This is a genomic window from Duganella qianjiadongensis, assembly GCF_009857915.1.
GTDB classification, from domain to species: domain Bacteria; phylum Pseudomonadota; class Gammaproteobacteria; order Burkholderiales; family Burkholderiaceae_D; genus Rugamonas; species Rugamonas qianjiadongensis.
The window spans coordinates 1-11,084 of the sequence record NZ_WWCM01000038.1 but is presented as its reverse complement, the minus strand read 5'-3'; the positions used below and the strand labels follow the sequence as shown (position 1 = coordinate 11,084).

At 52.1% G+C, this 11,084-nt stretch carries 14 protein-coding genes and 1 pseudogene; 8 read left to right on the top strand and 7 right to left on the bottom strand.

Features of this window, described 5'->3' with window-relative positions:
- Positions 1–210: 210 nt before the first annotated feature.
- Together GTP27_RS22970 and GTP27_RS22965 are read right to left on the bottom strand one after the other, a co-directional pair.
- A complete protein-coding gene (locus GTP27_RS22970) occupies positions 211–759 on the bottom strand; it encodes an OB-fold protein (protein WP_161041415.1) in 549 nt (182 codons plus the stop codon).
- Positions 760–1,162: 403 nt separating this feature from the next.
- Positions 1,163–1,552: a hypothetical protein gene (locus tag GTP27_RS22965; RefSeq protein WP_161041414.1), complete on the bottom strand. Its 390-nt coding sequence runs from the start codon at positions 1,550–1,552 to the stop codon at positions 1,163–1,165.
- Positions 1,553–1,756: 204 nt separating this feature from the next.
- Between GTP27_RS22965 and GTP27_RS22960 the strand changes: the two genes are divergently transcribed.
- Both GTP27_RS22960 and GTP27_RS22955 read left to right on the top strand, forming a co-directional pair.
- On the top strand, positions 1,757–2,593 hold the full coding sequence (locus GTP27_RS22960; RefSeq protein ID WP_161041413.1) for a hypothetical protein: 837 nt from the start codon (positions 1,757–1,759) through the stop codon (positions 2,591–2,593).
- Between the two features lie 22 nt (positions 2,594–2,615).
- On the top strand, positions 2,616–3,011 hold the full coding sequence (locus tag GTP27_RS22955; protein ID WP_161041412.1) for a hypothetical protein: 396 nt from the start codon (positions 2,616–2,618) through the stop codon (positions 3,009–3,011).
- 933 nt (positions 3,012–3,944) lie between these two features.
- On the opposite strand, the gene GTP27_RS22950 is transcribed toward GTP27_RS22955, so the two are convergent.
- Positions 3,945–4,922, bottom strand: coding sequence for a DNA-binding protein (locus GTP27_RS22950; RefSeq protein ID WP_161041411.1), 978 nt, complete (start codon positions 4,920–4,922; stop codon positions 3,945–3,947).
- Between the two features lie 280 nt (positions 4,923–5,202).
- On the opposite strand from GTP27_RS22950, the gene GTP27_RS24315 reads away from it, so the two are divergent.
- The 4 genes from GTP27_RS24315 to GTP27_RS22930 all read left to right on the top strand — a co-directional run bounded on the left by GTP27_RS24315 (position 5,203) and on the right by GTP27_RS22930 (position 7,528).
- Positions 5,203–5,970, top strand: coding sequence for an abortive infection family protein (locus GTP27_RS24315; RefSeq protein WP_161041410.1), 768 nt, complete (start codon positions 5,203–5,205; stop codon positions 5,968–5,970).
- A gap of 4 nt (positions 5,971–5,974) precedes the next feature.
- Positions 5,975–6,928 carry a site-specific integrase gene (locus GTP27_RS22940; RefSeq protein WP_161041409.1) on the top strand — a complete coding sequence of 318 codons (954 nt, stop codon included), beginning with the start codon at positions 5,975–5,977 and terminating at the stop codon, positions 6,926–6,928.
- A 54-nt stretch (positions 6,929–6,982) separates the two neighbouring features.
- The gene (locus GTP27_RS22935) at positions 6,983–7,204 is read left to right on the top strand and encodes a hypothetical protein (RefSeq protein ID WP_161041408.1); all 222 of its coding nucleotides are present in this window, start codon (positions 6,983–6,985) and stop codon (positions 7,202–7,204) included.
- A gap of 72 nt (positions 7,205–7,276) precedes the next feature.
- Positions 7,277–7,528 (top strand): hypothetical protein, encoded by a 252-nt coding sequence (locus GTP27_RS22930; RefSeq protein ID WP_161041407.1) that lies wholly within the window; start codon positions 7,277–7,279, stop codon positions 7,526–7,528.
- Here GTP27_RS22930 and GTP27_RS22925 read toward each other — a convergent pair.
- From GTP27_RS22925 to GTP27_RS22915, 3 genes are all read right to left on the bottom strand, one after another.
- Positions 7,525–8,217 carry a hypothetical protein gene (locus GTP27_RS22925; RefSeq protein ID WP_161041406.1) on the bottom strand — a complete coding sequence of 231 codons (693 nt, stop codon included), beginning with the start codon at positions 8,215–8,217 and terminating at the stop codon, positions 7,525–7,527. The genes GTP27_RS22930 and GTP27_RS22925 overlap by 4 nt on opposite strands.
- A 103-nt stretch (positions 8,218–8,320) precedes the next feature.
- Complete coding sequence (locus tag GTP27_RS22920; RefSeq protein ID WP_229634303.1) at positions 8,321–9,070, bottom strand: nucleotidyl transferase AbiEii/AbiGii toxin family protein; 750 nt, start codon at positions 9,068–9,070, stop codon at positions 8,321–8,323.
- A complete protein-coding gene (locus GTP27_RS22915; RefSeq protein WP_161041405.1) occupies positions 9,052–9,528 on the bottom strand; it encodes a helix-turn-helix domain-containing protein in 477 nt (158 codons plus the stop codon). Before GTP27_RS22915 ends, GTP27_RS22920 begins: the two co-directional genes overlap by 19 nt.
- A gap of 222 nt (positions 9,529–9,750) precedes the next feature.
- On the opposite strand from GTP27_RS22915, the pseudogene GTP27_RS23935 reads away from it, so the two are divergent.
- Both GTP27_RS23935 and GTP27_RS22905 read left to right on the top strand, forming a co-directional pair.
- Positions 9,751–9,930 (top strand): annotated as a pseudogene (locus GTP27_RS23935) (transposase); the annotation flags it as partial.
- On the top strand, positions 9,917–10,195 hold the full coding sequence (locus GTP27_RS22905; protein ID WP_229634302.1) for a transposase family protein: 279 nt from the start codon (positions 9,917–9,919) through the stop codon (positions 10,193–10,195). The pseudogene GTP27_RS23935 and the gene GTP27_RS22905, both read left to right, overlap by 14 nt.
- Before the next feature lie 204 nt (positions 10,196–10,399).
- Here the strand turns inward: GTP27_RS22905 and GTP27_RS22900 are convergent, their stop codons facing one another.
- Positions 10,400–10,642 carry a helix-turn-helix domain-containing protein gene (locus GTP27_RS22900; protein ID WP_161038835.1) on the bottom strand — a complete coding sequence of 81 codons (243 nt, stop codon included), beginning with the start codon at positions 10,640–10,642 and terminating at the stop codon, positions 10,400–10,402.
- Between the last annotated feature and the right edge of the window lie 442 nt (positions 10,643–11,084).

Here is an 11,084-nt window from a genome sequence, read left to right as displayed (position 1 = left end):
AAGATGCCGCAGCGAACTTGGAAGATGGCAGCAAACCAGTTTGCCATTCTGTTTGGGGAACGCTTCACCAACGCGATTAATTAACTACGAACCGCGACCCCGGCACACAAAATTCCTGACAGGTCCGGAGTTGTTCGTTTACGTGCTGAATTGACATACTCTGTTCAATTAAATAAAAATGGTGTTTTTCCTAATTGTGCAAAAAAGCCACTACTCAGGCCTGCAATCGTTCAGCGAAGGCTTACCAAGGAAAAAGCCTTGACCAGTACATTCAAGTATAACTTTATCCCCTCTAGAAAGCTTTGACACAAAATCTTCAAACTCCTTTTCAAAAGGAGCAATGAGATCGTCTTCTTTATCAACCGTAGCTATATCCACTAGGATGCCACCCAATACACCTTTTCGTATTTTGTGAACAATCCCTTTTATCTTGAACCGCTTGTCTCGATACTTAAGATCAGCAGCAACCTCATTTTCTTGATATTCTAAAAACAGTTGCTTTGCACTGAGTATCCCGTCGTCTACCTCGACAATTGGAGCAGTAGAAGGCACTGCGGCAACCGGATCAGGCAAAGAATACGCTAAAGATTCTTCTCGAAGCTCAAAGGATGAAAAAAAGAGTTGGCATAGATAAACAACCAACATGAAAGCCGGAATTCCAAGCCCAAAACTTAGAAAATAACTATGCCCTTGCCTTCTCGCAAATCTAAACACTAGATACATAGTCAGAATGAAAAAAAACAGAACGATGATAGCCATGTTTGCGTCTCCAGAGAATGACAATACTGATAATTGACAATTCTACCAGATGCAATTCACGAACAATATTTGCAGGGGGTAAATGGTTGTTTTGTCCTGCTACATTCGCACCTACAACATGCAAGCAAATCCAAGATGTCCCGTTTCGGCACTCCCGCTAGTTGCAGCTGCAACTTCAGATTCGCGACTATGCGGTAATACTTCCTAAGTCTGGCCTGCCCAAACCTTCCACCACGTAAATTTCGAATTCGATAATAATTCAAACGTATTTCATAATAGATATGACGCAACTCTACTTCAGTTAGCTGCTGATAGGGGGAAAGGTCAAGTTGCATATGACAAATGTATACTGATAGTTTCTTTAAGGCAATGTATACCATTCGGTAATAGAATATCTAGTAGCTTAAAAAGGACAGTCAGAAAGTTCACCATTTCTAGGTGCTCCGGAGAGCCACACGACGCCTAACCCGTTGTTGCACCAGCTTTGCAATCCCTCATATCCCAACTGCCCCATGATGCTAAAAGCCGACTGAACTGCGCCAAGCATGGTTGTGCAAAACAGGCGCACAGAATCGACCTCAGGTAAGACAATTCCCTTAGAGCGGAAATAGCGTTCTTGGTCTAATTTCCGAGCATCCATTTGCTTAGAGCAATACTTTGCTATGTAGCTGGCCAACTTATGAGCGCCGTTTTTGCCAAACCCGAAGCGATGTGGATCACGTACATTCACCTGGCCCATTTGCTGCCCATCAGCACCAAGGCCAATTACGCTTTGCCAGATCGACCGCAGCAATGCGTAATGCTGACGTAATCGTGCCAATACGCATTAGGCAGCATTTGTACAGTGTTTCCGACGAAGCAAATATGATGCGCTAATCTTGATTGCGTTTTTATTATTATTTCTTAAGTGATAAACTGAGAGAATTCTTGGTGGATTCTTTCCTTAGAATAGATCTGTAATTACCTCCTCTTACTGTCCGTCAATAGAAAGGCAATCATGTGCAAGTTCCGTGGAATCTTACTTTGTATTTTGGGAACAGCTCTTTCATTCAACCTATTATTTCCTGCATCAGCTCAGACTTCACAAAGTACATCTGATTTTGGTAGTAAGACTGAAGTATATTTGGGCCCGCAACATGCATTGACCGCGTGCTGGAAAGATGAGGAAAAGTCAGTATGCAAGCAGGTGCGAATGCCTAATGCTATCGGGGGAAAAGTTCAATCATTAAAAGCTATTCCTCCAATTGAAGGGAGTTCCGTTTCTTGGTTGGTTTTTACGAAAAAATACGGCAGTGTGTGCGCGTTAAAGACAGACAGCGTCAAAGTTATTTGTTCTCGTCTTGAAGGTTTTCCTAGCGCTCCCAAGAAAAATGAATTGGCAGAGAGGAATATAGGACCGATTGGATTTGTTAGTTCCAATGTTGATAAAATGCTCGTCAGCTATTCCAGTGCCCGAGTCTCTGTTAAAAGTGGTTTAAATTCCATCAGTGAAAAATTCTTTTCCATAAGCGACAGCGTTACGGCTTTCTCCAGTTGCGACTTGGATGATGCGACCGCATCTTGTGACGGAAATGGCGGTGGTGACGGCGGTGGTGAGCCTGCTGACCCAGGTGGGGAATATCCTGGTGACGATGGAGGATATTCAGCTGGCGATTATATTATTCGTATAGCCAAATACTACGCATGTTTAAAAGGATGTGATACTGAAATGGATATGTGGGTAACAGCCTGCTGGAACGCGGCAGTTATGCCACAAGACGCGGCAAAATACGCTGCGTGCGAAGCGTGGGCGAGAAATAACAATGCAATTTGCAGAGATGCATGTATCTTCTAATCCGTTTTCATGAGGAGGGAATATGAATCACCAACTAATTACGCGCAATTTGACTTTTCTCCCTCGCTCTGGAGATGGCGCGAGTATTCAGCGTAAATTATTTATCAGTATTGGCCCTATCAGGTTGGCGGAGCGTCCTTCCCCAGTTGGATCATATGAATGCACCGTAACTACAGGGCCCTCGCCGCTGATACCAACAGTGGTATCCGGACGCGATCCAATAGGCACTTTAATTACAGCGCTTGGTGCAGTCGAAGGACATTGCCAAATGCTAAATGTGCTTGGCGAGTTACGTTTAGAAGACGGAACACCTTACGATCCTGAGCTTGATGGCCTTAAAATTATAGAGAAGAGAATTTGGGCTTCAGGTTTTCGTCCGCCATTCTTGGATGTGATTGGTGGGAATTCTTCTGGTTGAGCATGGCGATGCTCCCCACCCGTAAGCGTCAAGGCAGCGCCGTCTTGAGCGCCACGCTACTTTTTCCGGTCTGAATCATTCAAATTCCGAAGTGCCGCTGCAGCCGGCCAGTGCAAACGACGGGCGGTATAAGCATCGAATCGAGACCGTCGTGGGCCAGTTGGTGGTACTGGACCAGCTGTAATAGCTGCACCAGCATTGGTGTTGACGTTGGCAAGGGTGAACACCACCCGTTGCACTCAGCAGGACTGGCGAACGCTTGGCCGATGAAGCATTACCACTCTTGTGCGCGATGCGCCTGTATATCACTAACGCGGCAGATCCTAGCCCGCCTCGGTGCAGTAGGGTTTACACAGCTTCAGCACGTTCTGCTGGTGTTGACGCTGATAGCAACCGTACGCCGTCAGGCTGCGCACTAGATGAATGCCTAAGCCGCCCACAGGACGCTCAGCCAGTGAGCTATCGATGAGGGTCCAGTTCGGGGTAATTCCTTAATATTGGCCGATAAAGATGCTCGTCACACGCTGTAAGCATGTGTCCCATATGAGAATCAAAACTACGACGCTCAGATTCAGGGGTGATTTCTTGAATCTTGTGAATTATTGTGTTGAGATGCTCTGTTAACTTAAGCACCTCTTGCAATAATTCCACCGCTATTCGTTTTTCCATATAGTTCTTTCTACAGATTCGGTGTAGGTATTACTGGAGGGAAAAGAACCCTATATGCACTATCCGCCGAACTTGGTCTTCGAACATGAGGATACCATTTTGCTTGGTTAAAAATGCGCAAATCTCACAATTTTGTTAAAATCAATCAATTACAAAGACACAAAAAAGAGTGCTTAAACTGATACAGTTCAGCTAAGCCTGTACGCCATTTTATTTGTAGTTGTAAACATCGCGTCTTGCTGTAGTGCGAAAGAGAGGGAGGGCTTACTTTCCTATCTCAGGCGCGACTGACGTGGTGACGATCTTGCTGAGACAGGCCCGCAACTGCTCCCCGATCTGCTCCTGTGCCTGTGCCTTCGCGTTGGCATGGGCCAGCAAAAGCTCCAATTCACGGGCCTGTGCCTTAATCGGAGCCATCTGGTCGTTGGCTTTGTTTAATTGTTCAGTCAGTAGCTCAGTTTCGGCAATTTTACTGACCAGTTGGCGCTCAGTATCCGCAGCGCGCAGCTGCAGCGATTGCAGCGCTTCGACTTTTTGCTCCAGCTTGCGGACCTGCGTCAGCTGCTCGTACAGGTCCTGCTTGGTGTGCGATAACTCCGACACCAACTTCGCTCCTTCTTGGTTCAAGCGGGTCATCTCGTCTTGTTTGATGGCGACCGCCTGCTGTGCCAGGCGCAGCTCGGCCTGCACTTGCTGTACTTGTAGTTCGTGACGCCGGATATCGGCCTCGCGCTGCTCTTTTACCGACTGGCGATAGTGCTCCAGAGCCTGGCGCGCGTGCTGGTGTTTCTCCTCCAGAGATTGTCGGTGTGCTTCATTTTCGGCAAGTCGTTGCTGCAGGTTGTCCACCTGCTGTTCTGCGACCTGGCGCATGGTCGACTCCCGTTGTTGGTCGCTACGGCTAGCCGCCAGCACTGCGGCCTGCTCCTGGAGGACTGTTTCCAGCTCCAGCACGCGGGTCCGCTGCTGCGCATTGTCGTTCTGGGCCGCCTCCAGTAGCGCCGCCTGTTCGGCCACCGTCGCATCCGATAGGGTGCGAGCCGCTGCTATCCGTTCCTGTGCTTCATCCTGCAGCCGCGCTGCCAGCCGTTCGACCAAGTCCTGTAAAGCCTCGCTGATCGAACTGCGCTTGCCGCCGGCGCCGCCATCCTCTTCCTCCAATTCCTTGAGGTACTTGTGGATTGTGGTTTTGGAGCCTGTATTCCCCAATGCCACGCGAACGGCGTCCACCGACGGGTTCACCCCCCTGCGCAATGAGGGCGTCACGCGCCTTTAGTACGTCCGATTTGTAAAGCCCACTGCGTGCCATAGGGTCTCCCGAGGATGAATAAGATAATATGTTACATACCATGTTATTACATACCAGAATATGCAGAATTCCAAGAGCAATTGCGATTAAATTTTATATCGGATAAAGTAAGTTTATCCGATGTGATGGCCGAAACCGGTCGATTTTCTGAATTTTTCCCTGTAATTCCCCGCTGGACAGCGACATGGACTCCTTGCTGTGGAGGCAGCGATAGTGAAACTCGACGAATACACCATTGATTCAAAAAAACGCGGTGCGCTTATCCTTGCGCTCAGGCGAGCGATCGTCAGCGAATTCACTGTGGAAGACTGGCGTGAGTTCGGGTATTTGTCCGGACAATCTGACTATATCCAGTGCCATGACCGGTTACTGCGTAGCTTGCATTGGCAAGATCCTGATTACGGCGACTGCGTCCTGCAGGCGCTTGAGCGTTTCACCCGTGAAGGCTGGGATATCGTCGATCAGCTCATCAACCATCCCAAGCTGTCCAGCCATCTGTTGACCGAGATCCCGGACCTATCGATTTTTGTGCACCGGGATGTTCAAAGTGTAAAGACCGAAGCACCGGCCAGCCTGTCGAGCGGCGACGTGGTTTTGCTCGCACTTAATGATGCCGAACGCCTTATGCATATCAGCGGCCCGGTCAGTGCAGTCGACCGCCTGCATACGGCGCTGCATGGCTATTTCCGAGGCCTGTGCGCCGACGCCGGCCTCAGCGTGGCCGACGATGCCTCATTGACCGCACTATTCAAGGCGTTGCGCACGGCACATCCGATACTCAAGGACTTGGGCTCGTATGATAATGACATGGTGCGCGTGCTGAACGGGTTTGCGAACGCGATCGACGCCATCAATTCCCTGCGTAACAACGGTAGCATTGCACACCCGTCCGAGGACCTGCTAGGCGAACCGGAAGCCCATCTGGCCGTCAATGCGACCCGCACGATATTCAACTATATCCAGGCCAAGGTAGGACACTGACTCCATGTCAAAGCTCGATCAATACATTGAAGCAGCAACGCGGGACAACACCCGTCAAAGCTACCGTGCAGCCATCGAGCACTTCGAGGTGCAATGGAAAGGGATGTTGCCCGCCACCGCCGATGGCGTCGCCCAGTACTTGGCGGAATATGCCGACACGCTGGCCGTCAGCACGCTGCGGCAGCGCCTGGCGGCGCTCGCCCAATGGCACAACGCTCAGGGTTTTCCTGACCCCACCAAGGCCCCGATCGTCCGCCAGGCCATGCGGGGCATCCGGGCGCTGCATCCGGCGCAGGAGAAACAGGCGAAGCCCCTGCAACTCGATGAACTGGAGCGTGTCGTTGGCACGCTCGATCGTGCCGCGGCCGACGCCCGGCGGGGTAATGATCGCGCCGGCGAGCTGCGCAATCTGAGGGACAAGTCCCTGATCCTGCTTGGATTCTGGCGCGGGTTTCGCAGTGACGAACTGAGTCGGTTGCGTGTCGAGCATGTCGAGGCCAGTGCCGGTGAAGGCATCACCTGCTTCCTCGCGTGGACCAAGGGCGATCGGCAAAACCTCGGTACCACATTCAGGGCGCCGGCGTTGTCGCGTCTGTGCCCCGTGGATGCCTATCTCGATTGGATCGGTGCCGCGCAACTGACTGGCGGTCCCGTTTATCGCGCAATCGATCGCTGGGGGCATGTCGGAGAAACTGGACTGCATATCGACAGCATCGCTCCCTTATTGCGGGCGATTCTCCAAAATGGAGGCCTGGCTTCGTCCGACGCATACAGCGGCCACTCGCTGCGCCGGGGGTTTGCGAATTGGGCGGCGGCTGATGGCTGGGACGTAAAGAGCCTCATGGAATATGTCGGTTGGCGGGACATCAAGTCAGCGCTAAGATATCTGGACGCGTCAGTCTCGTATGCAAAGGGCCGGATGGAACATAGCGTGAGCAATCGCCCACGAGTTAGATAGATCGTAATCCCTGCGCCCCAGCTGTCGCTCAGGTCTCTTTTGAGGATATCCGCTATGCCACCTGCAGGCGCCAATGCGCGCACTTTTTCCTTGCAAACTCCGGCAGACCTGTTTCGCAAAATGCAGTTCGAAGCCCGCACACTTCGACAGGTGCCGCCCGACGATATGACGGAGCGCGCCTATGCCGTGATGAACGCTGTGATCAGTGCGTGGCAGATGAAGGACTGGGTCTATCAGGCCCTACGCCAGGCAGGCCAGCTTGACGTGCTGCATTGAGTCGCCGGCCGCATAATTACCGGGACGAGGGATTTTGGCAATTTTCTTACGGCGAACAGCCCGTGGATGAACATGAGTTTTCAGCTCGCCACGGCCGCCAAGCATTTTGTGGTGAATGCGGACGCGGGCCCCGAAGTGATCACCACGATCGACTTTCAAATCGATCCCGCAGTTGCCGGGCAGCAGCCAGCCGCCGTTCAGGAAATCATGGTCAGGACGCGAAACAATAGTATTTCCGGCCCCGACCTTGTGCTTATGCTGGTATTTATTTGGGAGCCGCTGCTTTCGAATCTCGGTCTGATCGCAGCAGAAGAAGCTGCCTAGCCCGCCGGGCACTGGAACAGGCCATCCAAGATGCGATGTTTCAGGATGGGACAGCGGGTGATGTCCCGAGCAAAATAGTAGCGGCGGGAGCCATGGACCGCTCGGCCGTTGATATCGGCGACTTGGTGGAAACCGATCTGCTGGTCCGCGTGTCCCTCCACGAGAGCGATCGTAGGCGATAACGGAACGACGCTGTATGCCGAAAAATTGTCTGGGACCAGAAATTCGGCATCGGCCGCCTTCAATATACCCCATCTCTTGCCCGCCATTCGTTGCCGCTCCCTGCCCATCTCGATCGTAAAGCACAATCCAGTCATGAAACGGCTGGCGAGGGTATTGTCCAGCGAAGCGAACACATAGCCGTTGGCCTCCAGGATCTCTTGCGTGTCGATCGACATCTCTCGCTCTGGCGCCACCATATTCATTCGGATATCAGGAAGCGGATTAAGGTAGCGTTCATGCCGGAGAGTCCACAGCAGATACATGTCGGTGACAGCCGCATTCATCGCAGCATCAAGCGTGGTAACGGCGCCGGCGACTATGTTCTTTGCGACGTCCTGGTACTGATCCTCGATCACCTTCATGAAGACGGATTCGGCCTTCTGGTCCCACAGGCGGCGTGCGCAAAAGTACGAGTTGCCAGGCGTTAGCCACAGATCTTGCTCGTCGCTTTTACGGCGCACCTGCACCGTGCCATTCTCACGGGCGAAACGGGCTATGCAGGCCTTGGAAAAAATTGCTGATCGATCGTCAGTTTGTGAGGGTTGCCTTTTTGTGGCTTTGGATAACGCATCACGTTCCCGTTACTGCTGGCCCATCGTGCGGTCCGTCGTCAACGTCCGGCGCGTCACGTTTTCGTTGGGGCGATTCTTCGAGCATGGCTGTTAGCATTGCTTTTAGGGTGCCACAGGCCTGGTCGAAGGTCGGGTGAAAATTGAGGGCATCGACCGCCTCAAATTGCTTTTTTAACGGTTCATATCGTTCGTCGAGTTGCTGGAATAACGCGGCGGCATGGCGAACCATCCATTCGGCGGCGGCCATGAGTGCCTTGGGCTCCCGCTCAGCAATCAACGCAAAGTCGAAGATATCGCGCCCCGTAATGCGATCGCCTCGATGCCACATCTTCTTGGCGATGATTTCCACGGAGGTCTCCACCCGGACCTGTTGCCCCAGTATCATTTCAATCTCGAAGCCTGGTGTAGTCAGGTTCGGCGCCGCCACGAAGTCGATTTCTCCCTCGGCAAGATACAGCTTCACGTAACCGGCCCCCTCGACGTAGTCGGTGGTGATCGACTCTGCGACCTCGCTCAGGCGAGGCGTGACGAATCCCAGGGACTGCGGATCGGGGACGAAAATGTCGATGTCCTTGCTGAAACGGTGCCCGTAGCGCAGCATGAGGACCGTGCCGCCGCCAAACGTCCAGAACGGAACGGCGCGGCCATGGCGGGCAATCTCGCCGATGACCGTCAGGGCATTGGAAAACAGTGTTTCCCATGTCGTTGGGATGTCCGGATCGCCCGCCATCACCAGACTGTTCTGCATACTTGCCACTGCTCAGCCCACAAGCTCAAGTTCTTCATGATCTTTTTCGCAGGCACGTCCGGCGTCGCCGCCTCGGTCACAGCCTTTACGACGACCGGCAGCGGAGTCTCATCAAGCAACGCCATCAAGTGCGGCTGGAATTGTTCAGGTGCCTGGCCGGAACGAAGCATCAGCGACAGCATCTCTGGCGTCACGACGTCCCGGTAACTGGTGCTGATGCTGCGCGCAGCGATCACCAGCGCGCTTTTCAATCCAGAGGGGTGTACTGTTTCCATGTCGATACCCACAATGTCCATCACGGCCTTGAGCTTGGTGTAGCCTAAGTCCTTCAGCGTCCCATTTTCCAATTGATTAATCGTGACGCGGGAAAGGCCAGCAAACTTGGCCAGGTGCTCCTGCAGCAGACCAGCCTGGACACGCTTATTGTGAATTTCACCACCAATCTGGGCCAGATTCATGTTAGAACCAAGTAATGTTAAGTATATTTAACATTATAGAGCGCAAATCCTAAAATCCAAGAGTTTAAAACGATTGCACGCCTGCAGTTGCGTCAATTATCCAGGAAGTAGATGCGAAAACAAGATCTGATCATCGGCGCCGACGTCAGCCGGGGCCGTCACTGTCACGTCAATCGACACAGCCGTGCGACGGACGCTGTAACTTAGGTAGCCACAGCACACCCGATCCCCGAGCTATGCCGCGAGCATGGCATGAGCTCGGCGACGTTTTACAGGTGGCGCGCCAAATTCGGCGGTATGGATGCCTCCCTGATGGCCCGCATGACGGAGCTTGAAGAGGAAAATCGCCCATTCCGAGCCAAGACCAAAGGCAACGTCGAGCGTTTCAATGGCTACCCGTGAATTACTGGGCTGGCATTTGTCTCGTTCGGGCAAGGCCAAGACTGCGGAAGCAGCCTTGGAGCAGGCTCTCATTGCACGCTACGGAACCTTGGGCAAGGTAACGGCGCCGTTCCTGCTGCGGTTGGATAATGGCTTGGTTTTCACCAGCCGCAGCTACACCAAGCTGGTGCGCAGCTATCCAGCCCGGAGGACTTTCCGTTCATATAAGAGCTGCATGGAAGGGATTGTGATTCCTCGTTCCCCTTTCAGCAGGAAACGAGGATGACTGGAGCTTAAGAGGAATTACCTATAATGGGCTACGATCGCGCCCCAATTTTCGGAGATATGCTTCGCTAAAGAATGTCTGTGCAATGGGGTTGGTTAGCCTAGTGGTTCATTAAAAGGGAGCAACTGAGAAGGCTTCGACCTCCGACGCTTGGTGAATAACGAAATTCAGCGTGCAGAGTTCGATTACGTTGACGGAACCAGACTAGTCACTTCGTAGGCCATCAAGCATTTTGTTTTCGACCAACAGAAGCATTTGGGAAGCAGAAATTCCAAGTGCATGGGCCAACTTGAAGATAACACGGATGCTTGGCTGATTCACTCCTCGTTCGATCAGGCTAACGAAGTTTCGCTCGATCTCAGCTGAGAACGCCAGTTGCTCTTGCGACAACCCGGCCTCTCGCCGTAGCCCCCGAAGAACTTGACCGAATGCGACACCTGGATCCAAACACTTCTCCCAATATATTGGTAGAAATGGTGAGCTTGGGCTATCATTTGGTCTTCATAATATATTGGTAATTTGAGTAAATTTTCCAAAAAATTACCAAAAATCTCCTTACCCAGCACTATGAAAGAATCGATGAAGAATCTGGGCGACCTGAAATCACTCTTTTTGGCATGTGCGCTGCTGTTATCTGGCTGCGTTACCGCGACAAAACCCGTACCGGTCGATGCCGTTACGTTCTTCTCCTCCTCGTCCAATGACACCTTAACTGCTATTGAAGTTGCAAAGGACATTGCGTCGATTTTCCCTGACTTAAGCCATGCCTTTATACACAACTCGGCTTCAGTCGTAGGCCGAGTTCATTTCTCGTAGCGCTTCAGCGACGAGTCGTATCTTGGTCAGCCCCTTCCAGATCGCTTTCACACCTGGCTCGCCATCTCCTTTA